Annotated in this window: 21 protein-coding genes, 1 tRNA gene and 1 other annotated feature; of the genes, 6 read left to right on the forward strand and 16 right to left on the reverse strand. The window is 37.4% G+C overall.

All coding sequences use genetic code 11. The features are described from left to right. Positions 1–30: 30 nt before the first annotated feature. The 9 genes from nusB to F5ESL0263_RS05430 form a co-directional block, all read right to left on the reverse strand. A complete protein-coding gene (gene nusB / locus F5ESL0263_RS05390; RefSeq protein ID WP_046307173.1) occupies positions 31–429 on the reverse strand; it encodes a transcription antitermination factor NusB in 399 nt (132 codons plus the stop codon). Continuing rightward, entirely contained in the window at positions 407–865 is a 459-nt protein-coding gene (locus tag F5ESL0263_RS05395) for an Asp23/Gls24 family envelope stress response protein (RefSeq protein WP_046307175.1), read from the reverse strand. The genes nusB and F5ESL0263_RS05395 overlap by 23 nt, the downstream gene beginning before the upstream one ends. Positions 866–883: 18 nt before the next feature. Next, positions 884–1,453, reverse strand: a complete 570-nt coding sequence (efp, locus tag F5ESL0263_RS05400; RefSeq protein ID WP_046307177.1) for an elongation factor P — start codon at positions 1,451–1,453, stop codon at positions 884–886. Positions 1,454–1,524: 71 nt separating this feature from the next. Then, positions 1,525–2,634, reverse strand: coding sequence for a Xaa-Pro peptidase family protein (locus F5ESL0263_RS05405; protein WP_122035433.1), 1,110 nt, complete (start codon positions 2,632–2,634; stop codon positions 1,525–1,527). Between the two features lie 127 nt (positions 2,635–2,761). Next, positions 2,762–3,055 carry a 50S ribosomal protein L27 gene (rpmA, locus tag F5ESL0263_RS05410; RefSeq protein ID WP_046307181.1) on the reverse strand — a complete coding sequence of 98 codons (294 nt, stop codon included), beginning with the start codon at positions 3,053–3,055 and terminating at the stop codon, positions 2,762–2,764. Positions 3,056–3,068: 13 nt separating this feature from the next. After that, positions 3,069–3,383, reverse strand: coding sequence for a 50S ribosomal protein L21 (gene rplU, locus F5ESL0263_RS05415; RefSeq protein WP_046307185.1), 315 nt, complete (start codon positions 3,381–3,383; stop codon positions 3,069–3,071). A gap of 14 nt (positions 3,384–3,397) precedes the next feature. Beyond that, positions 3,398–3,475: a sequence feature (ribosomal protein L21 leader region), on the reverse strand. Between the two features lie 76 nt (positions 3,476–3,551). Continuing rightward, positions 3,552–4,391, reverse strand: coding sequence for a YitT family protein (locus F5ESL0263_RS05420; RefSeq protein ID WP_109715612.1), 840 nt, complete (start codon positions 4,389–4,391; stop codon positions 3,552–3,554). A gap of 116 nt (positions 4,392–4,507) precedes the next feature. Continuing rightward, the gene (locus F5ESL0263_RS05425) at positions 4,508–5,836 is read right to left on the reverse strand and encodes a DUF2325 domain-containing protein (RefSeq protein WP_122035435.1); all 1,329 of its coding nucleotides are present in this window, start codon (positions 5,834–5,836) and stop codon (positions 4,508–4,510) included. A 90-nt stretch (positions 5,837–5,926) separates the two neighbouring features. Next, positions 5,927–7,717: a DUF2207 domain-containing protein gene (locus F5ESL0263_RS05430; RefSeq protein ID WP_122035436.1), complete on the reverse strand. Its 1,791-nt coding sequence runs from the start codon at positions 7,715–7,717 to the stop codon at positions 5,927–5,929. 188 nt (positions 7,718–7,905) lie between these two features. Between F5ESL0263_RS05430 and F5ESL0263_RS05435 the strand changes: the two genes are divergently transcribed. Next, positions 7,906–7,979: transfer RNA gene (locus F5ESL0263_RS05435), tRNA-Arg, on the forward strand. Positions 7,980–8,095: 116 nt separating this feature from the next. Here F5ESL0263_RS05435 and F5ESL0263_RS05440 read toward each other — a convergent pair. Further along, complete coding sequence (locus F5ESL0263_RS05440; RefSeq protein WP_046307195.1) at positions 8,096–8,581, reverse strand: hypothetical protein; 486 nt, start codon at positions 8,579–8,581, stop codon at positions 8,096–8,098. Between the two features lie 430 nt (positions 8,582–9,011). Here F5ESL0263_RS05440 and F5ESL0263_RS05445 point away from each other — a divergent pair, with 430 nt between their 5' ends. The 3 genes from F5ESL0263_RS05445 to F5ESL0263_RS05455 all read left to right on the forward strand — a co-directional run bounded on the left by F5ESL0263_RS05445 (position 9,012) and on the right by F5ESL0263_RS05455 (position 12,980). Then, positions 9,012–10,049 (forward strand): PTS sugar transporter subunit IIC, encoded by a 1,038-nt coding sequence (locus tag F5ESL0263_RS05445; protein WP_046307196.1) that lies wholly within the window; start codon positions 9,012–9,014, stop codon positions 10,047–10,049. Between the two features lie 81 nt (positions 10,050–10,130). Further along, positions 10,131–10,487, forward strand: a complete 357-nt coding sequence (locus tag F5ESL0263_RS05450; protein ID WP_109715616.1) for an arsenate reductase family protein — start codon at positions 10,131–10,133, stop codon at positions 10,485–10,487. A 96-nt stretch (positions 10,488–10,583) separates the two neighbouring features. Then, a complete protein-coding gene (locus F5ESL0263_RS05455; protein ID WP_122035438.1) occupies positions 10,584–12,980 on the forward strand; it encodes a Xaa-Pro dipeptidyl-peptidase in 2,397 nt (798 codons plus the stop codon). Positions 12,981–13,036: 56 nt separating this feature from the next. Here the strand turns inward: F5ESL0263_RS05455 and carB are convergent, their stop codons facing one another. From carB to F5ESL0263_RS05485, 6 genes are all read right to left on the reverse strand, one after another. Beyond that, the gene (gene carB / locus F5ESL0263_RS05460) at positions 13,037–16,219 is read right to left on the reverse strand and encodes a carbamoyl-phosphate synthase large subunit (protein ID WP_122035440.1); all 3,183 of its coding nucleotides are present in this window, start codon (positions 16,217–16,219) and stop codon (positions 13,037–13,039) included. Then, entirely contained in the window at positions 16,212–17,297 is a 1,086-nt protein-coding gene (locus F5ESL0263_RS05465) for a carbamoyl phosphate synthase small subunit (RefSeq protein WP_122035442.1), read from the reverse strand. Before F5ESL0263_RS05465 ends, carB begins: the two co-directional genes overlap by 8 nt. Further along, entirely contained in the window at positions 17,298–18,572 is a 1,275-nt protein-coding gene (locus F5ESL0263_RS05470; protein ID WP_122035444.1) for a dihydroorotase, read from the reverse strand. It abuts the gene before it with no gap. Then, on the reverse strand, positions 18,572–19,528 hold the full coding sequence (locus tag F5ESL0263_RS05475) for an aspartate carbamoyltransferase catalytic subunit (RefSeq protein ID WP_122035446.1): 957 nt from the start codon (positions 19,526–19,528) through the stop codon (positions 18,572–18,574). The genes F5ESL0263_RS05470 and F5ESL0263_RS05475 overlap by 1 nt, the downstream gene beginning before the upstream one ends. Positions 19,529–19,687: 159 nt before the next feature. Beyond that, positions 19,688–20,227 (reverse strand): bifunctional pyr operon transcriptional regulator/uracil phosphoribosyltransferase PyrR, encoded by a 540-nt coding sequence (gene pyrR, locus F5ESL0263_RS05480; protein WP_122035448.1) that lies wholly within the window; start codon positions 20,225–20,227, stop codon positions 19,688–19,690. A 237-nt stretch (positions 20,228–20,464) separates the two neighbouring features. Next, positions 20,465–21,388, reverse strand: a complete 924-nt coding sequence (locus tag F5ESL0263_RS05485; RefSeq protein WP_122035449.1) for a dihydroorotate dehydrogenase — start codon at positions 21,386–21,388, stop codon at positions 20,465–20,467. Between the two features lie 244 nt (positions 21,389–21,632). On the opposite strand from F5ESL0263_RS05485, the gene pyrF reads away from it, so the two are divergent. Both pyrF and pyrE read left to right on the forward strand, forming a co-directional pair. Further along, entirely contained in the window at positions 21,633–22,340 is a 708-nt protein-coding gene (gene pyrF, locus F5ESL0263_RS05490) for an orotidine-5'-phosphate decarboxylase (protein ID WP_122035451.1), read from the forward strand. Next, positions 22,341–22,976: an orotate phosphoribosyltransferase gene (gene pyrE / locus F5ESL0263_RS05495; protein WP_046307214.1), complete on the forward strand. Its 636-nt coding sequence runs from the start codon at positions 22,341–22,343 to the stop codon at positions 22,974–22,976. Positions 22,977–23,076: the final 100 nt, after the last annotated feature.

A 23,076-nucleotide genomic window follows, 5' to 3' on the forward strand; every position in this document is an offset into this window, starting at 1 on the left:
AAAATAGCCGGCTATCAAGCCGACTATTAATTATTTTTGGATGAAATTTGCCAAAATACCGTTAATAAACGGTTTAGTTTTTGGATCTGCAAACTCATCACATAAGTTCAAAGCTTCATTGACCGCTGCTTTAGGCTCAATTTCATCGCTATATTTAATTTCAAATAGAGCTATTTCTAAAATAGCCAGCGAAATTTGGTCAATTCGATCAATACGCCAGTTTTTCTTCAGATAAGAAGCAAGCTGACCTTTTAGCTCGTCCCGCTTTTCAATCACACCTTCAATTAAAGTCTTTGAATAAGCAGAAAGTTCTTTTAAATCAAGCATTGCAACGGTTTTTGCCTCAACTTCAGCAGGTGTATACTTTAAATCTTGATTAGCTAAATATACAGCCTGCATTGCAACTCTACGACTCTCGTGTTGATTCATTTTTATCCTTTTCATCAATGTCAGAGAAAAGTTGAGAGGTACCACTATCATCCTGCTCTTCTTCCTCTGGGAATACTAGACCGATTACATGGACATTAATTTCCTTGAGAGTCAGATCAGTCATTTGAAGCACTTGCTGTCTTAATGACTTTTGAAGATCCTTTGCGATTTTTGGCACATTACAGCCAGCTTCAAGACCAACGTAGACGTCAGCAATTAAGTCACCATCTTCGTTTACTCTGATTTCGACGCCGCGACGTAAATCTTCGCGACCTAAAACCCAGTTAATTCCAGATCTGACATTGCCATGCATTTCAGCCACACCGTCAACTTTTTCGGCAGCAATGCCCATAATAACTTCAAGAACACTAGGATCTATTTCAATTTCTTCACCGTTATTTTTATCATCTAAGACAATTTTTGAACTATCTGCCATTTTGTTTACCTCAAAAAACTATTTATTTGCGCGAGATACGTATGTGCCATCAACAGTATTGATAATTAATACATCGCCTTCATTAATAAAGAATGGCACGTTGACTACTAAACCTGTCTCCATTGTAGCAGGTTTACCACCACCTGAAGAAGTATCACCCTTAATATTTGGTTCAGTTTTTGAAACCGCTAATTCAACCGTGTTAGGTAATTGAATTCCTAATGTCTTACCATCATGCATAATTACACTAACATCCATGTTTTCCTTTAAATACTTAGCTTCATCAGTAATTTGTTCATTTGGAATTGCTAACTGATCATAAGTAGTTGTATCCATGAAAACATAGTTTGAACCATCGTTATAAAGGTATTGCATACCCTTTGTTTGGATTTCCGCAGTTTCAACTTTAGCAGTGGAACGGAATGTATATTCTTGAACTGCACCAGTGTTTAAGCTCTTTAACTTGGAACGAACAAAGGCACTACCTTTACCAGGTTTAACATGTTGGAACTCAACGATGCGCCATAAGTCATTATTGTACTTGATGGTCAAACCATTTTTAAACTCGTTAACTGAAATCATTGTCATATTAAGAACCTCATCTCCATAATAATATCTTACCAATTAACACGTGATTTTACTATAAATAATCTCTAACTTTATAAAGAAATTAACTCATCCTTAGGTAAAGTAGATAAAGTCTCTGGCGAATTGTCGTGAACAAGAATATCATCTTCAATTCTAACCCCACCTTTATTAGGAAGGTAAATTCCGGGCTCGACAGTATGAACCATATTATTTACCAATTCTTGCTTACCAAATGGTAACGCCGGTTGACAGAGTTCGTGAATTTCTAAGCCGATTCCGTGCCCAATGCCATGACCGAAGTACTGACCATAGCCTTGTTCAGTGATATAGTCGCGGGCAGCATGGTCAACATCACTACCTTGATTGCCTACCACTGCTGCTTCGATACCACGTCTTTGAGCTTCATGAACAATCTCATAAATTTTTTGCATTTCTTGATCAACTTTACCAACTGCTACAGTCCGCGTAATGTCAGCTGCGTAACCATTATAAAAGGCACCAAAGTCAATTACAACCATGTCGCCATCTTCAATTACTTTATCGCTTGCAATTCCGTGTGCCCAAGCTGAACGCGCGCCAGAAGCAATAATTGTATCAAAGCTCGGACCATCGCCTCCATTAACTTTAAAGAGGTAATCAAGTTTGGCACCAATATTACGCTCAATTGCCCCTGGCTTTACTAAAGGTAGAATTTCATTGAAGCTATCCATTGAAATATTAATCGCACGACGGAGCATCTCAATTTCCAGCGGATCTTTAACGTTTCTAACTCGTTCAACTAATTCTTCACAAAGTTCAAAATCAATTTCTGGATTAAGCTCTTGCAAAGTAAATAACTCAGTTGCTGAAACAAATTCCCCTTCAACCAAGACTTTTTTCAGATTAGCCTTTTTTAACTGATCAGATATTTCTTGATCCTGGTTGCCATGCTTCATAATAACAGTCATTTCACCAGGTGCCTGAGCCTTTATTTGGCCCGCAAAACGCGAATCTGATAGTAAAATCCGATCACCTGCAGCTGTCAAAATCAACTGTGCTTCTTCACCAGTAAAATTAGTCAAATAACGATAGTTAGCTTGATTAAAAATGAGTATAGCATCTGCATTTTTTTCTTTTATTAAATTAGCTACTTCTGTAATACGCCTATTCAGTAGACTTAATAATTCATTTTTTTCAGCCATCTTTTTTCTCCTATGTAAAGTTTGACTATATTTTACTGCTAAAAACTATTTATAGATCATAACGTATTTTTTAACACAGAAAAAGACGAGAAGCACATGCTTTTCGTCTTCTTAATTAAGAACTAAATTACTTAGCTTCTTCTTCAACTGGGATAACAGAAACTTGCTTTCTGTACTTATCCTTACGTTCAAACTTAACTACACCATTTACTAATGCAAATAATGTGTCATCTCCACCTTGACCAACGTTCTTGCCAGGGTGAATCTTAGTACCACGTTGACGATAGATAATCGTACCTGCGTGAATTGTTTGACCGTCTGCAGCCTTAGCGCCTAAACGACGACCAGCTGAATCACGACCGTTAGCAGTAGAACCTCCACCCTTGTGGTGGGCAAATAATTTAAGATTTAAAATATTCATAATTGTTTCACCTCTAGTTTAATTCAATTTTTTCAATTGTAACCTTAGTATAAGGTTGACGGTGACCATATTTTGAATGTGAGTGCTTCTTAGGCTTGTACTTGAAAGTAACAACTTTCTTTTCCTTACCTTGCTTCTCAACCTTAGCAACAACCTTGGCGCCATCAACTAAAGGTGCACCAACCTTAACGTTATTGCCGTCAGAAGTTAAGATTACTTCATCAAAAGTAACTTCCTTACCTTCTTCAACGTCAAGCTTTTCAACAAAAACACTATCGCCTTCAGCAACTTTGTATTGCTTTCCGCCGGTTTTAATAATTGCGTACATTTACTGCCCTCCAAAAATTTACTTAGACTCGCCAATTGAGGTGTTTCTTGATAGAAAACTTCTAACCACAAAATGTGCGGTTGCAGATGTGAAGGTCTCCACAAATACAACTCCTATATAGTACTACTTCAAACAAAAATTGGCAATAAAAATCCAACTAATTGAGCCTTAAATTTGCCACTTTCCACCGTGAACTTTCGCTACGTTTTCTGTCACGATGAAGGCTTCATTATCAATTTCACGTATTTTTGCTACTAATTGACCGTATTCGTTGGTATCAACTACAATTACCAGCTGCTGTTTGTCTTTATCGGTGTAACCACCAACAACGTTGAAAACTGTTAGACCTTCATAGTCATTTTGTAGCATATCACGAACCTGATCCAACTTAGTATTGCTCATGATTCTAACCTGGTATTTCTTATCAAAACCAGTTTCTGTATACCGCATTGTAATTGTTGTAATTACCTGCGAAAAAGCGGCAAGTAAGAATGCTTCCGTTCCATCTACAAAGAGGTTTAAGACAATTATAGTCATATCAATTGCCATCAGTGACATAGCAGGATCGATATAAAAGTACTTTTTGATAATAAGTGGTGGAATTGTTGTTCCACCAGATGAGGCATTGATGCGATAAAGCATTGATACCCCGATTCCCATTAGAACACCACCATAAATTACTGCCAGCATATTGTTAGTAGTTAATTTCATGCTTGGCGTGATTGCCATTAAAATTGGCAGCAACATACTACCGAGAGCCACTTTTTTCAAAGTTTCCTTGCCAAGAAAAATGACTGCTAGAATGAGCATGATTAAATTGACAATAAAAACTGTTATTGACCGATTAATACCCCATACGGCGTCAACAAGAATTGAAATTCCCGTTGATCCTCCTGCGGCCACATTAATTGGTGCATAGAAGAAGTTAATTGCAATTGTTATAATCTCAAGTCCAGCCAAGAAAAATAACCAATATTGCCATGTGTGTTTGTGCTTTATGTTTTTCATCTCATCTTCCTTCCGTAAAAAGTGTTATTTAATATGATACAAGAAAATAACTAATATACGCAAGAAATAAGTCTTTTTGCCTCCTAAATTATCAAAAACTTATAGATTTAATTGATCTAGTTATCTGCTTTTTCATATTGAATGGTTTGATTACCCTCATATGCTGGTAACCCTTTGGCAGCACGATATAGCGCACGCTCAAATGATTGGTAACCCTTACTTGAACTAACGGCGAACTTGACTTTGTATTTACTTGCAAATTCACTGATGTTCCAAGCACTATCATGAGCAGCAAATGCTGTCACCAAAATAACCAAGTCCAAATCTTTTATTTGGTTCTCAATGACTTTTTTCTTTCCCTGAAAGGCATCTACTGGAATCGCGATTCCATTATAACGAGTTACAATTCCCTCTAATAATGCTTCGTTTTGATTATCTCCTACCGCAATACCTACTCTTTGGTAATGAAGATCTAAAGCTAATTTTGGTAACTCAGTTGCCTGCGTTTCAACTTTATCTTTCTTTTTCTTAGCATGAGTCGCCGGCTGCGGCTGTTCAAGCTGGTAAACCCAGCGAATTTGAATAGCGTCAGCAGGACTTTTCTTCAGTCTAACATCACCGTCATACCACGCTAAATCAACAATTGAGCCATCAACCAATTGAATATTATCATCCCAGTATTTGCTTGAATCTATTGGGAGTAAAACTGCCTTGCCTCGAATACGTAGTTTTTGCCCCTGAGCATTACGGCTGATTGACAAGTGACCTGGTCTCCCTTGTACAACAGCGTACTTAAAGGTAGAAATAGTATCAACTTCCATTTTCGATAACTTGCGGAAGCCAACAACACGTAAAATTTCTGCCTCATAATGTGGATTGTTTTCTTCTGGTAAAGCTTCGACAATATCACCACTTTTTAAATTCAAAGAGTGAATTTGCGATTCCTTCATCGTATAAACGATTCTATTACCATCATCGACTAAATCACAACCAGATAAAAGCCTAACAACTGTATAACGCTTACCTTTTCGATAATCCTTTTTTGGTTTTTCTTTTTTCTCAAGCGCCTGCTTAAAGATCTTTTGATTGACTTGTTCATTCGAAGTCTTAGACAAATTAACATTCTTTTTAAGATCAATCAGATTATCCCTGAATTTTTTGTCAACTTGTGGTGTCATTGTCAGTTTTTGAATCGCCGATAAAGCTGTGCTTTTTGCCTGAACATCTCCTGGTGTCCGTATCAATTTAGTGAGACTGGTCAAAAGCATATTTACTTGATTTAAATCAAGTTCAATCGAACTTTTCTTTTTTTCTTTTGGTATTGCTTGATCACCATCTGTCATGCCTAAAATCAACTTAATTGCTGCTAGACCATTTCGTAAGCTTTTCTCATCGCCAGTAGTCTGATTTAAAATTCTTTTTATATTATTCCGGTAATCAAACATTTTAATCTCCAACTTTTTTCTAATCTCTATCTTTAATAGTATAGCAAACAAAAAAAGCCTAGCATAACAACTAGACCTTTAATGAAATTTCTAAAATGCTCCACCACCGGAACCGCCGCCAAAGCCGCCCGATGAACCGGAACCAAATGAACCACTTGAAACGCTACTTGAACCAGCGGCAATTCCGTTTTTAAAGCAGGTATTGAAGTTTTCAGCAAAACTATTTTTACCACTATTAGCCAGAAAACCATAGAAGAATAAATCACTATTATTTAACTCATCCTGGTTAAATTCAATTTTAAGTTCTTTCATGACCTTCTTAGCTAGGCCAAAAGAAACTGCATAAGGTAAAATATCTTCCCACAAGATTAAATCACCAACTTCTTTCATATTGAAACGACCAATGTCTTTCAACATCTTCTTAAAGCTACGTACCTTGTCAACTTCAAGTGCACCCTTCTTGGAATACAGATTGATCTGGTTTTTATCCCTGTACATACCTATAGTACCAATGACAAAAAGTAGTCCTGCAACAATAATAATTGGCCAGATATACTTGCGGGTAAATAACACGGCTAGACCTGCTGCAACCAAACTCGCAATCCTCAAACCAAGAATTATCCTGTTACTACGCTTCTTCTTTAACAATAACTCCTCAGGCATATATTGATCTTTATCTGCTGAATAGAATTGATCATCAGCCCAGTCATCAAAACTGCGTCCCAACTTTTTACCACGTGCTTTTTTCAATTCCTTCGTAGTAAAACTTGTTCCATCACCAATTTCATTAAAAAGCATCCACATAAGAGTACTTTCGTGTGCAACATTCTCATCGATTAATGAAATACGATAATAGGTTGTCTTAAGCTTGCTCTTGTAATCCTCAATTTTAATTTTCTTATGAATAGCAAGCTCCATTAAGTAAGCCGTAAAAGCCTTACTATCAGGAACTTTAGCAGTGTCAAGAACTTGAGCAATCACTGGATTGGCATCAGGTATTTCATAATCGTGACTTAACTCACTAATCTTTTTAGGCTTATAGCCTATCTTCTGTGTGGTAAAGCCTTTAAAAATAGAAAGGATTCCCGTCACAACACTGACTAAAACAAGAACTAGACTAATCATCAAATTTTTCTTTTGTTTGGCGTTACTTTGCGCTGCTAATTTCTTTTCTTGTTTAAGAACAGCCTGCTTATGATTGACATTTTTTACATTTTTATTTTTAGGCGTTACGCTTAATGGAAAAATGGTATGGACTTCAATTCCCGTATGACCACCCAAATTATCAGCAGTCATGATAATTTTGCCATCTTGAGGATCCACTTCAAGCTTACCATCAAGTGGGCCATGGGCCCAAGCCTTCAAGTCCTTAACTGGGCCTGGAAAAATCACACTCGCTTTAACTTTTTTTAATCTTGTATCCCAGCCATTACCAATAATCATAAAGTTTAATTCAGCAATATCGCGATAATTAGTAATTGCATTGGTAATTTGGTAGGCGTAAGTTACAGTGAAATGTTCATGCTTTTCTCTAACAACATGAGGCACTATCATTTCATAGCCGTGTTCACTTTTACGAAGAGTAAAATCGGTCGAATTAAGCGTTGGTGCATCATTGGCCTTGGTCGTTATCTTGACATGCTTAATCTTTTGATTAGGCTCAAGATTTTGACGATAAAAAACGCCGTTTGCAGTTGACTGGAATTCATAATCAATTCTGCGTTTTATCGTTAATGAACCATCCGGATTTACTTTAGAAGTAACCTGGTTGTTTTGAATATCATATTTAACCTCAACTTCTGCCTTCGCTTTTTGCGGCATAGCAAAACAAAATAGCAAAACACTTATAAGAGGAAGTATTTTTAACAGCTTTCTTCTCATACTTTTTTCTACCTTTTCCTTAGTTTATTGGTTTAATTATACAGATTATTACTATATAAAACACCACCCTATATAAATTTATTTAAAGTACAACAATTATTATGGAAGATTTGAAAATTAGTGGTTGCAATTAGACATCTTTTTTTCTATAATAGTTACTGTTCTTGCGCGGCAAGCGTAAATTCGATGGTCTGGTAGCTCAGCTGGATAGAGCAACGGTCTTCTAAACCGTGGGTCGTGAGTTCGAATCTCACCCGGATCACTTTTGAAGCCACCTTTACAATTTGTAAGGGTGGTTTTTTCGTACCCGAATGACTATTAACAAAAAGGCCCCAACTTTAAGTTGAGGCCTTTTTGATTTGTAAATCATTCAATAACTTAATCATCTTTGAGCTTTGAAATCAGATTTTCTTGACGCTTAGGATTGATACGGTAGTATGCCGAAGAAATACCTAAGAAAGTTAAAATTACTGTACCGACAATTAGCCAGAGGACACTTTCAATGTGAAGCTCGCCTAAGAACTCATATAAAGATGAGACCATCTTAAGCCAACCACCAAGTGACACAAAGTACCAAGCCGTAGCTTTGTCAATAAAACTCATCGCAGTTCTCAAATCTGACTCATTCTTGATGATGTCACCTAAAATTTTCACTGCACGTTTTTTCTCAAGATAAATCTTAACTATTGGTGCAATCCAATAAAGTGGTGAGATTTTCGGTTGTGATTTACTAGACTGATTAAATTCGGTCAAAAACCACTTATAATCATAAAGCTCCATCAATCCCTGATATAAAGGAAAAGAAAAGAGCAACCAGTCACCCAAAAAGCTAATAAAATTAATAAACGTAGATATTTTAATCACTTCTCCTTTTTCTCAAACCTGATTATGGAAAATCCATAATGCAATTACTGAATATTTTAGTTCAACAAAGGTGTCCTTAACAAGTATTAAATAGTTTATTTTTTAGGAATTATTTTCTATTTATGATTAGTACTTAATATTTATACTAAATATTTTATTTTTAATTTTGCTTGCTTTTTAAAATTTAGTTTAGTATGATATTGATTAAATATTTATGAGAGGTACGGATTATTATGACAAACATAAAAACTAATCTAACACCAGTTAAATATTATTTTTGGTACTTTAGTGAATGATCTGAGTGCCTAATTTGTATTGTCTTAGACACACAGTTCAAATAAAATGCTGTGTGTCGTAGCTTAAGTACTTCTTCTCGAGTAATGCTCACACAGCGATTGACTGTGTGAGTTTTTTATTTCGGGAGAAAAGAATGAAAATTTTAAAAAGAATTACCTTAGATACGCTTAATGGCCTATCCACAGGAATAGTAGTCGCGTTAATTCCAGGCGCTTTAGTTAGTCAATTAATTAAAGTACTCTTACCCATGTTTCCTCAACTAGGATTCATACTTACCTTTACCACTTTTGCTTCTTCACTTTTACCTGCAATTAGTGCCGTTTGTGTTGGTATGACTGGTAAGTTGACCCCTATCCAAACTTCCTCCATTGCACTTGCAGCTACTGCTGCAGCTGGTAACTTTACGATTCAAAACGGTAAAGTTGTAGTAATCGGCAACGGTGACGTAATTAATGTCGCAGTCACGATCATGGTTGCCTACGCATTAGTCCTGTTTTTAGGTAAAAAGTTAAAGGCATACACAATTTTACTTGTCCCACTAATTGTTTTGGTAGTTGCAGGTGGAATTGGAAGTCTCACCAGAATTCCAATCAGTGCATTTACGAGAATAATTGGTTTAGGAATTGAACATCTAACATCGCTCCAACCAATTCTAATGGGAACACTAATGGGAATTGTTTTTGCAATCCTTGTCGTTTCACCTATCTCCTCCGTCGGTATCGCAACTGCAATTAGTATTCACGGTATCGCTGCTGGTTCTGCTAATTTAGGAATTACTGCTGCTGCTTTTGCCCTAGCAATTTTTGGTTGGAAAGTAAATTCATTCGGTACCTCAATTGCGCATTTTTTGGGTTCACCAAAAATGCAGATGGCAAACCTACTTACTCAACCCAAGCTTTTGATTCCACTTGCAGTTAACGCTGGAATTATGGGTGCTTTAGGCGCAATCTTTGGAATTGTTGGTAATCCAATGAGTGCTGGATTCGGTTTCTCCGGTTTGATCGGACCAGTTGCTGCTATGGCCGGCCGCCAAGCTAATTTTGCTAACATTGCATTAATTACAATCCTCTTTTTCATTTTACCAATCGCACTTGGAATTATTGCCAACTACTTATTATCGGTTAAAACCCACTTTTTCACTGGCAAAGATTTCGAATTAGATTTTGAATAAAAATGACTTAGCCTATATATTTTCTATTTAATTAATCACTGCTATAATAAGTGCCAAGATGATTAAGAAAAGGAAATAATAATGATTAATTTTTATGGTTATAAACGTTGTTCAACTTCTAGAAGTGCACAAAAATGGCTTCAAGATCATAATGTTGACTTCACTTTTCAAGATTTAGTTGAGCAACCTCCTCGAAAAGAAGATCTTGTTAAGTGGATGACAATGCACCAAGATCGAGGGCTAAAATATTTCTTTAATACTCATGGTCAAGACTACCGCAAGTTGAACTTAAAAGAGCGCGTTCCAGAAATGTCAATTGAAGAGGCTGCCGATATGATGTCGAAGAACGGTAAACTAATTAAACGCCCACTAGTTGTTGACGGTGAAAAACTAACCTGTGGCTTTAAAGAAGATTTATATGAAAAAACTTGGCTGTAAAAACGGATGTAAAAATCCGTTTTTTATTTATCCTTTTTTTAAACTTTCGTAACATCTCAAGAACAGGTAAAATAAGAAAATAATAAGGAGGACAAGATGAAATATAACCAGTATGCATATGTTGAAACAAAATTAGAAACGCAGGTCAAAGAACTACTACAAATTAAATTTTTGCCTGCTAACTATCAGGATCTATCTTTTGCGCAACTATTAGCCGAAATGGTAGAAAATTGTCTGGCCGAAGTTCAGCCCAATGATGAAAATGCTCGTGCAACAAAACTAAATGAAATTGCTGTTTCACCTACACAAACCTTGGCAGCTTTCTTGGATACAAAACCAGAAAAAATTTCATTGATTGAATTTTATAATATCGCTTTACAGTTATTGGACTACCATGTTCATTATGACTACGACCTAAATGATCCCTGCAAGACAATGAAAAAGCAAGCTCTACCAATGGTCGACAGTATTAGTAATAAAGAAGAACTAATTAGTGCCTTTTACCGATTACTAAATACGCGTACTAAAAACGGTCAGCTGCTAATCGATGTAATGGCTGGCAAAGGTTATTTTTATAACCGTAAAAATGAATTGCCTACTAACCAGTTTGTCTTCTTGAACGGTAAGAGCTTACCAGTATTTGACACTAGCAAAGTAATTCGAGAAGTTGTTTATGTTGAAAGTGATCTTGATACTGATGGCGACAGCCAATCCGACTTACTTCAAGTAACTATTTTTCGTCCTTTCGAAAGTGAAAAAATGCCTGTTCCAGCCTTGTATACAGCTAGTCCCTACTTTGGTGGAATTATTGACAACGAAAAACGTAACCATAATGTTGACGAAAATCTGACGGATGCTACTGAATGGACAAATCCACAGTACGAGCCATCTGCTGTAGTCAAAGCGAGAAAACCTAGTGATGAAAATACTTCTTCTGCAACTGAAATGGCTGTCGGCAAATCTTCTTATACCCTAAATGAATATTTGTTAGCTCGCGGCTTTGCCAGTGTTTTTGCTGGTGCAATCGGTACACGAGGAAGTGACGGTCTGCGAATCACAGGTGCCCCAGAAGAAACTGAGAGTGCCAAAGAAATTATTGAATGGCTTCATGGAGACAGAATTGCCTATACCGACCGCTCGCGAAAACATGAGATTAAAGCAGATTGGTGCAACCATAATATTGGAATGACCGGTCGCTCATATTTAGGGACTTTACAAATTGCAATCGCAACTACTGGTGTTGCTGGACTAAAGACAGTTGTCTCTGAAGCTGCTATATCTTCTTGGTATGACTATTACCGTGAGCATGGCCTTGTAATCGCACCTGAAGATTGTCAAGGTGAAGACTTAGATTTATTAGCAGAAACTTGTCAATCTAACTTACTGGATTCAGGTGACTACATTAAGATTAAGCCTAAATATGACGAAATGCAGGCTAATCTACTAGAAAAAGAAGACCGTAAAACGGGCCAATATTCTGATTACTGGGAAAATAGAAATTACCGTCATCATACAGATAAAATCAATTGCTCTTGGATTAGCGTTCATGGCCTAAACGACTGGAACGTCAAACCGAAAAACGTCTATAAAATTTGGCAAAAAGTAAAAGACTTACCGGTTGAGCATCACCTATTTTTACATCAAGGACCTCATTATAATATGAATAACTTAGTTTCAATTGATTTCACTGATTTAATGAATTTATGGTTTGTTCACGAATTATTGGGTGTCGAAAATAATGCCTACAATCAATGGCCAACTGTCATGATTCAAGACAATCTCGAGGCCGATATCTGGCACGATGAAGAGGACTGGAGCAATGACGTTGGTCAAAAAGTAGTTTACTACCCAACTGACGATGCCGAATTGCAAAAAGATGGTAATGGCAAACAGAAGCTTACTTTTCTTGATTTAGGTGGTAAAGATTTTAAAGCAGCTAAAATTTCTGAAAGTGCTTGGCAAGATAAATTTATTGCTGGTGATGAAAAATGGGCTAAACCTAGTCTTCGCTTTACAACAGATGAGTTTATCCACCCAGTAACTATTGTTGGACGTCCTGAAGTAAAATTACGTGTTTCATCTAGTCTTAACAAAGGCCAAATTTCTGTTGCCCTAGTGGAACTTGGTGACCGTAAGCGTCTAACTGCAGTACCAAAATTCCTAATGCGTGATGGTCAAGAACTTGGTTTTCGTTTTGGAACAGATACATTGCAAGAATTTGTTCCTGATAAGCTATCTCATGCTAAATTAATAACTAAGGCTCACATGAATCTACAGAATTATGCGAACATGCAAAAACCTGCAGCAATTGAGCCAGGAAAATTCTATGATTTGAGCTTTGAATTACAACCTACTTACTATAAAGTTCCAGTAGGCAGCAAACTATGCTTAATTATCTATTCAACTGACCAAGGCATGACCAAACGACCACTTGAAGAAACAACTTATACGATTGATCTCGCAAAAACAGAAATCAAATTTAACGAAAAATAAATTGAAGCAAAAAGAGAACTACGGATAACCCGTAGTTCTCTTTTTGTTAGCTTTTTCTATTTTAAGCTCGTTGTTATAAATGAACGATTTTCCAAAGCGATTAATAGTGCTCGCGCTGTATCTAGACTAGTAATCAATGGAATATTTTGCTGAATTGCATTTTGTCTAATAATGAAGCCATCAGAGTTTTTGGCCACATCGTGTCCCATCGTATTAATTACTAAATCAATCTTACCATTCTTAAACTCACTTAAAAGGTTGTCTTCCTTCTCTTCATGGATTTTGCTTACTTCAGTTACATGAAGGCCATTATCCCGCAAGAAGTTAGCTGTTCCACTAGTGGCAAAAATTCTGTAACCGATTTGAGCAAATCTTTTCGCAATCGGTAAGATTGCTTGCTTGTCACGGTCCTCAATTGTTAACAAAACATTGCCGCTGTCAGGAATTTGCATATTGGCGCCTGAAAAAGCCTTGTACAATGCTTTAGGAAAGCTCAAGTCGCTACCCATAACCTCACCAGTTGATTTCATTTCTGGTCCAAGGTAACTATCAACATCAGCAAGCTTACTGAATGAAAAGACAGGTGCCTTAACACTAATCATTTTTGGTTCAGGAGCCAAGCCATCAGCATAACCTTGCTCTTTCAAGCTCTCACCCATAATTACTCGTGTTGCCACTTGTGCCATTTCAATATCAGTAATTTTACTTAAAAATGGAACTGTTCGACTAGCACGTGGGTTAACTTCAATAATATAAATTTCCCCATCACGCTCAATTAGCTGTAAGTTCATGATACCATGGCAATTTAGCTTCAAGGCTAGTTTCTTGGTAACATCAGCAATTTTTTGCTTAATGTCAGGGGTAAAGGTTTGAGCAGGGTAAACAGCCATTGAATCACCAGAGTGAACTCCGGCGTGTTCAATATGTTCCATAATTCCTGGAATTAGAACTGTTTCACCATCACAAATTGCATCAACATCACATTCGCGACCATCAAGATAGTCATCAACCAAGATTGGATGGCTGCTGGCGATATCAACATGATTATTTAAGTAATCTTCTAGTTCTGCTTCAGAATAAACAATTTCCATTGCCTTACCACCAAGCACATAACTAGGTCTTACTAAAACAGGATAGCCAAGTTGCTTTGCTGCTTCAATTACACCGTCGTGCGTGGTAGTAGTTATACCTTGAGGTTGTTTTAATCCTAATTCTTTAACTACTTGGTCAAACAATTCACGGTCTTCAGCACGGTTCAAATCAGCCACACTAGTACCTAAGATCTTAACTCCATGTTCTTCTAAGCCCGCAGCCAAGTTGATTGAGGTTTGTCCACCAAACTGAATAATGACACCCTCAGGCTTTTCTAAGTCACAAACGTTTAAGACATCTTCTAAAGTTAATGGTTCAAAGTATAATTTGTCTGAAATAGAGAAATCAGTTGAAACAGTTTCTGGATTAGAGTTAATGACAATTGCTTCATATCCCATTTTCTGCAATGCCTTCACACAGTGAACAGTAGCGTAATCGAATTCTACCCCTTGACCAATTCTAATTGGACCCGAACCAACAACCAAAACTGATTTTTTGTTAGTTTTCAAGCTTTCATTTTCAAGATCATAAGTTGAATAAAAGTATGGTGTCTTAGAAACAAATTCTGCAGCACAAGTGTCAACCATTTTATAGACTGGAATAATTCCATTACTCTTACGTAAATTACGTACCTGATCTACATTTTCATTCCACAAGTTGGCAATAGTATCATCGCTAAAACCGTATTTTTTGGCATTCTTTAATATGGCAATATCATCAGGATTTGCTTGAATTTCTTTTTCTAATTCTACAATGTGCTTAACGATATCCAAGAAGTAGAAATTAATTTTAGTCAACTCATGTACGTCTGAAATTGAGTAATCTCTTCTAAAGGCCTCAGCAATATAGAAGAGACGGTCATCTTGCACCTTAACTAATTTAGTTTCAAGATCTTCGTCGCTTGCTTCATGTGCTTCTTTAGAGAAAAAGTCTTTTTGGTCAATTTCAAGTGAACGCACAGCTTTTTGGAATGCTTCTTCAGCTGTACGACCAATTGCCATTACTTCTCCAGTGGCTTTCATTTGTGTACCAAGTTGACGATCGGCCTTGGTAAACTTGTCAAATGGAAAACGTGGAATCTTGCAGACAACGTAATCAAGCGCAGGCTCAAATTCAGCAAAAGTTGTACCTGTAACAGGATTCTTGATTTCATCCAAAGTTAGACCGACTGCAATTTTAGCTGCCATCTTGGCAATCGGATAACCAGTTGCTTTAGAAGCTAAGGCTGATGATCTTGAAACACGAGGATTAACTTCGATAACATCGTAGTCAAAACTATTAGGATCAAGGGCTAACTGAACATTACATCCCCCTTCAATCTTTAAAGCTCTAATCAAACGCAAGGAACAGTCTCTAAGCATTTGATATTCTTTATCAGATAGAGTTTGAGATGGTGAGAAAACAATTGAATCTCCTGTGTGAATACCAACTGGATCGAAGTTTTCCATACAACATACGATCATGGCATTATCATCATGATCTCGCATTACTTCAAATTCGATTTCTTTGTAGCCAGCAATTGATTTTTCAATTAAACATTCAGTTACTGGTGACAATTCCAAACCATTTTTGGCAACATTAGCAAGTTCTTCACGGTCATTACAAATACCGCCACCTGTTCCACCCATTGTGAAAGCAGGACGAACAATTATTGGATAGCCAATTTCATCACCAAAGTCTAAAGCTTCTTGAACAGTTTTAACACTTTTTGAAGGTGGAACTGGTTCGCCTAATTTTTGACACAGTTCTTTGAACTTCTCTCTGTCTTCTGCTTGTTCGATTGACTCAAGTTTAGTTCCCAAAAGTTCAATATTTAGCTCATCCAAAATACCAGTTTCAGCTAAGGATAAGGCCATGTTTAAGCCAACTTGACCACCCAAAGTAGGTAAAATTGCATCAGGATATTCTTGACGAATGATACGTGAGACTGAATCAACTGTTAATGGCTCGATATATACTTTATCGGCAATTGTTGTATCAGTCATAATTGTTGCTGGATTAGAGTTAACCAGTACTACTTCATAACCTTCTTCACGTAAAGCAAGACAGGCTTGAGTTCCCGAATAGTCAAACTCAGCAGCTTGGCCAATAATAATCGGACCAGAACCGATCACCATTATTTTTTTGATATCTGTTCTTTTAGGCATGCTTCTGTGCTTCCTTTCTTTGATCAATCATTTGCATGAAATAGTCAAAAATACTTTCTTCATCGTGAGGTCCAGGGGTACTGTCTGGGTGGAATTGAACTGAAAAAGCTGGATACTTTTTATGGCGTAATCCTTCTACAGTGCCGTCATTAACTTCAACGTGAGTAATCATGAGGTTTTCTGGATCAACTGAATCGCGATCAACTGCGTATCCATGGTTTTGTGAAGTAAAGCCGATATTACCAGTTGCAATTTCACGCACTGGGTGGTTAAAACCACGGTGACCGAATTTCATTTTATAAGTTTTGGCACCATTAGCTAGGGCAAATACTTGGTGCCCCATACATATACCCATCAAAGGAATATGCTTTTCCACCTCTTTAACCATTTCTACGGCATCTGCCATTTCAAGCGGATCACCAGGTCCATTGGACAAGAGCACACCGTCTGGTTTCAATGATAAGATTTTTTCGGCCGAAACTGTGTAAGGTAAAACAACACAATTACAGTCACGTTTGGCAAGCTCACGTAAAATACTGTTCTTTAAGCCAAAATCAACTACAACAATATTTCGCTTTGAGCCAGGTACCGGATAAGGTGTAGAAGTTGAAACTCGGCTAACTACATCTTTAGTAACATTAATCTTTTTAAGCTCAGAAGCAACTGTCTCTGCCTCTTCTTTTGAATCGCAGATTTGGCCCTTCATAGTTCCATACATTCTCAACTTTTTAACCAGTTCTCTAGTATCGATTCCCTGGATTCCCGGTATATCCAAGCTCTCCAAAAAATCAGGTAAAGTTGTTTGCATCCGCCAATTATCTGGGTATCGTGCAACTTGATGGCAAATCACGCCCTTAATGCCAGGCTCAAGTGATTCATAATCTGCCAGTGTAATCCCATAATTACCAATTAACGGATTGGTAAAAACTAAAATTTGATCTGCATATGACTGATCCGTAATAGCTTCTTGATAGCCTGTCATACCTGTTGTGAATACGACTTCACCTTTGGTTTCTTTTTTGCTGCCAAAGCCTTCGCCTTCATATATGCTGCCATCTTCTAAGATTAAGTATCTCATTTAATTTCCTTCCTTTTGGTAAACAACTTTACCATCGACTATGGTCATAGATGTTTGACCATAAACTTCATCCCCCGTAAAAGGAGTATTAGTTCCTTTTGATAAATAATCGGTTTCGGCAATTTTATGACTGCTATTTAAGTCAAAAATTGCAATATCTGCGGGTTGTCCTAAAGCTATCCTGCCCGCTTGACTAAGTCCAAACGTCTCGGCAGGTTTAACAGTTAACCATTTCAATAACTGCGTTAGTGAAAAAACACCAGTTTTAACAAAATGGGTATATAGTTCGCTAAAAACTGTTTCGCTCCCAGTGATGCCAAAGGCGGCTTTTGCAAAACCACCAGCCTTATCTTCTTGGGTATGCGGAGCATGATCTGTTGCAATCATATCAATTGTACCGTCAAGTAAACCTTCAATTAGCGCTTGTTGATCAGCCTTACTTCTAAGTGGCGGATTCATTTTATAGTTACCGTCGTTTGCAGGGATGTCGTAATCCGCAATTAACAAATGATGTGGTGCAACTTCACAAGTAACGTTAATACCTGCCTTCTTGGCAAGTCTTACCAAAGCCACACTCTTTTCAGTTGAAACATGACAAATGTGATATCTCACACCCGTCTTTTGTGCAAGCAATAGATCACGTGCAATTTGTGTTGTCTCGGCCAACTCAGTAACTGGCCGCACCCCAAACTCTTCTGCTTTTTTTCCTTCATTTATCACACCCAGATTAAAAAGTGAATCATCTTGCGCGTGCTCAGCGATGACTAGATTATTCTTCTTTGCTTGCTGCATGGCCAAGTACATTGTTTCTGCATTCTGAACACCCTTACCATCGTTACTTAATGCAAAACAGCCTGCTTCTTTTAAGCCGCGATAATCCGGAATCTCATCGCCTATTTCATCTGTTGTTATCGGACCATACTGCATGATATGAACCACACCATGGTTCTGATTATTTTTAACCATCTCGGACATTAATTCCGGTGTGTTAGGTACTGGAATAACATTTGGCATGGCACCAACAGTAGTGAAACCACCGTGCGCTGCTGCTTTAGAACCAGTCTGCACGTTTTCTTTATTAGTTTGACCTGGATCACGATAATGAACGTGGACATCAACTAAACCAGGACTAACTAATTTTCCACCTGCATCAATTTCATTGTCTCCTGTAAGTGATTGTCCAATAGCAACTATTTTGCCTTTTTCAATTAAGAGATCGCCCGATTCAATTCGGTCCCCGATAAAAAGTTGACCGTTTTTAATTACAGTTGACATTAGGAAAGGCCTCCTAGCTTGCGCCCACGCACTACAGCTTCAATCATTGCCATTCTCATAAATACACCATTTTCCATTTGGCGAACAAAGCGGCATTTAGGTGCTTCTACCAGCTCACTTGCCAATTCAACTCCCCGGTTAATTGGACCTGGATGCATAATAATGGCATCATCTTTCATTTGATCATAGCGTTTCTGATTAATTCCAAATTCTTCGTGATATTGCTTTGCATCAAACTGTGCTTCATTTGGATCACCGGCGTGACGTTCATGTTGAACCCGTAAGAGCATCATGACATCCATTTGGTCGACTAATTCATCAAGCTCTTTAAACTGACCATACTGATCATATTTGCTGTCGTACCAGTAGCTTGGGCCAGAGAAGTAAACCTGCGCACCTAACTTATTTAAGAGGTCCATGTTGCTCTTAGCTACTCTTGAGTTAGTGATGTCACCAACAATTGCAATTTTGAGATCTTTAAAATGACCAAATTGTTCATAAATTGTCATCATGTCTAGTAGACATTGCGAAGGATGTTGTCCACTACCGTCACCGGCATTAATTACGCCAATGTTTAAATGCTCATTTTCCTTAGGATGGATTAACTCTTCATAATATTCATTCTCAGGATGTCTAATCACTTCGAGATCAATTCCGACTGCTTGCATAACTAGTGAAGTATCATAAAGCGTTTCGCCTTTTTTAGTTGAACTATGAGATGGATCAAACGGAATAACCGTTAATCCTAACTTTCTTTCAGCCATTTCAAAACTGGTATGTGTCCTACTAGAATTTTCGAAAAACATGTTTGTAACATATACAGGCTCAGTTAAATGAGGTCTAGCACCACCATTTTTAAAGTACTGTGCACGCGCAATCAATGCTTCAACTTCTTGCACACTCAGGTCTTCAACACTGACGAATGATGATAAAGTGACTAAATTGGTCGTTTTCATTTTAAAACTCTTTTCTTTTGCAAAAAAATAAACCGGAAGCTTTTACTCCAGGTTTATCAAAAGGGAATTTTATTTTATGCAGAGCCGCACAAAAGAAACTCAAGCCCTTCTGACCCTCTCTGGAGTCAATTAAATGGTTGAATTAAATCATAACTTTTATCACGATAGTGGTTTCAGTTCAACACTATCTTTTTGATCAATTTCTTCAACTTTAACGGCAACTTGTTCGTTTGAAGAAGTTGGAATATTCTTGCCGACAAAATCAGCTCTAATTGGTAACTCACGGTGACCGCGATCAACTAACACGGCGACAGCAATTGAGCTCGGACGTCCCATGTCCATCAATGCATCCATAGCCGCACGAATTGTTCGGCCAGTGTAAATAACATCATCAACAAGGATTACATGTTTATCAGTAATATTAACGCCCAATTCATCTGAGTTAACAACAGGATCCTGTTTTAAAGAAGCATCATGACGGTCATCACGATAAAGTGTGATATCAAGTTGACCAAAAGGCACATCTACGCCTTCAAGTTTTTGAATCCGGTCGTGAATACGTTGTGCTAAATAAACACCACGAGTTTTGATACCAACTAAAACTAAATCTTCTGTGCCTTTATTATGTTCAATAATTTCATAAGTAATTCGTGTCAAAGCACGCTTCATTGCAAGCGCATCCCAGATTTCTTTTGCCATCATTTTTCTCCTATTACCGTTGCTATGAAAAAACACCTAGTCTAAATGAGACTAGGTGCTTCCTAAAAAGTTTGATACTTAATTAAGCCTGCCTTGCTAGCCTCACTGGACTAATTTAAAGGACATATTTCTATTTAAATATACGTGTTCCACTCCTACTTGTCAACTAAAAATCTTAGGTTATTAGCTGAATTCAAGAAAGAGTATCAAACATAAATTTGCTCTTATTTGTTAAGCTTAGTTAAATTCGACCTGATTAACTAAGTCATTAATGTCTTCAACACCTAGTTCCTCAAGTACTGCTGGCAAATCACGTGCAATATGTGGACATGCTAATGCATCCTTAAAATGAGCAGTGCCAACTTCGACTGCATTAGCACCTGCAAGCATAAATTCAACAACATCTTTTGCAGATTCAATTCCACCCATTCCGATAATTGGCAAGTTAGTAGCCTGACGCACTTGATTAATCTGATACAGTGCAATTGGCTTTATAGAGCTACCAGAATAACCGCCAATATTATTACCTAAAAGTGGTTTACGTGTTTTAAGATCAATCCGCATTCCAGTTACTGTATTAATCATTGACAACCCATCAGCGCCACCAGCTTCTGCTGCACGCGCAATTTCAGTTGTGCTTGTTACATTTGGCGTCAACTTAATATAAATTGGCACATTAACAGCAGCCTTAATTTTTGCAGTTAAACTTTCAACGAGTTCAGGATGAACGCCAAAGGTCATACCACCTTGTGCAACATTAGGACAGGAAACGTTGATTTCTAGTGCATCAACTAAGTTAGAATTGGCTAATTTAGTTGCTACTTCAATGTAGTCCTCTTCACTTTCACCACCTACGCTTGCAATTAATGGCAGCGTCGGATAATTCTTTTTCAATTCAGATATTTTTTCACTTACGACTTGATCAACTCCTGGATTTGTTAGGCCAATCGAGTTAAGTAGCCCATTGTCTAAAACTGCAATTTGCGGTTGCGGATTACCTACTTGCGCTTTTGGCGTAGTTGTTTTAATCACTATTGCACCCAATTCATTCAAATCAAATTTCTTGGCTGCCGATACGTCGCCAAAACCAAAAGTACCGCTAGCCGGCATAATCGGATTTTTCAAATTAAGTCCTGGTAATTTTACACTGATATTTGTCATAAGTTCCTCCAAAAATGAATGCTCTCTGTCATTACAATTATTTTTGAGTATATTTTACACGTTTTTTCATTTTTTAAAAACTAAAAATTGGTTGTATTTTATTGATGAAGGTGGTAACCTCAATGTTGACAAACTTTAAACGGTACAGAGAGACCGCAAGTTGAACATGACTTAAATTAAATAAAAAGTCTATTTTGTTGCACTCTTGTACCAGAATAGGCTTTTTTGCTTGTGGAGGTTTTTAATGGAAAAAGCGGTATTTGTAGCTTTGGACTACGACAATAAAAATGACGTTCAAAAGCTACTGGCAAAACTGGGCAAGCCCGAAAATACTTATTTAAAAATTGGAATGGAGCTTTTCTATCACGCAGGGTCAGACTTAGTTAAAGAACTAGTTCAACAAGGTTACCCCATTTTTTTGGATTTAAAGCTACACGATATTCCAAACACAGTTTATCAAGCAGCTAAGCAGCTGGCTCAACTTGGAATTTTTTGTACAACAATCCATGCTCTTGGTGGAAGTGAAATGATTGCAGCAGCACAAAAAGGATTGGCAGATGGAACTCCTGAGGGAAAAGAAATTCCTAAACTGCTAGCAGTAACCGAGCTCACATCCATTTCGGATTCAATCTTGGCAAATGAACAAAATTGTTCATTACCAATGGCTGACCAAGTTGTTAGCCTTGCCCAAACAGCTAAGAAAGCTGGTGCTGATGGTGTGATTTGTTCACCACTTGAAGTTGAAAAACTGAAAAAAGAAGTTGGGGATGATTTCTTATATGTCACACCCGGCATTCGTTTAGCAAGTGATACCAATGGAGATCAAAAGCGTGTTGCAACACCACAAAAAGCTAAAGAATTTGGTTCTAGCGCAATTGTTGTTGGGCGTCCAATCACACAAGCAGAAAATCCAGAATTGACATATCAAAAAATCAAAAAGGAGTTTAATTAAATGTATCAAGATCAAATCATCAACAAACTTGTTGAAGAAAAAATTATTACTATTTCACCTGACAAACCTTATACATATGCCAGTGGTATGTTATCACCAATCTACACTGACTTAAGATTGACAGTTTCTTATCCTGACTTACGCGATTGGATTGCTACTGACTTAGCCGCATTAATTAAAGAAAAATATCCTAATGTATCAGTAATCGGTGGTGTTGCTACTGCTGGAATCCCTCATGCAGCTTGGGTTGCTACCAAATTGGGCTTACCAATGATTTACGTTAGACCAAAACCTAAAGATCACGGAAAAGGTCGCCAAATCGAAGGTCGCTTTACTGAAAATGATCAAATTGTTTTAATCGACGACTTAATTACAACAGGTGGTTCTGTCATCAACGCCGTTAAAGCGACTGAAAATGAAGGTGGCAACGTCATCGGTGTAGGTTCAATTTTCACATACTACCTCAGTGATACTAAAAAGAACTTTGCTGATGCAGGTGTAGATTTCAGTCCACTACTCACCTATCCTCAACTACTTCAAAAAGAAAAAGAAATGAACTACATTAGTTCTGATGAATATGAAGCATTAAAAACATGGCACGAAGATCCATGGGAATGGGGTAAAAAGTTCCAATAATTAATCTTGCTAACAAAAAGTGCAGCTAAACAATCGTTTAGTTGCACTTTTTTAGTTACAATCGTAATTTACACGCAAATTTTTGCGAAAAATTGTCCAT

It is taken from the genome of Lactobacillus sp. ESL0263 (genome assembly GCF_003692845.1).
In the GTDB taxonomy this organism is placed as follows: Bacteria; Bacillota; Bacilli; order Lactobacillales; family Lactobacillaceae; genus Lactobacillus; species Lactobacillus apis.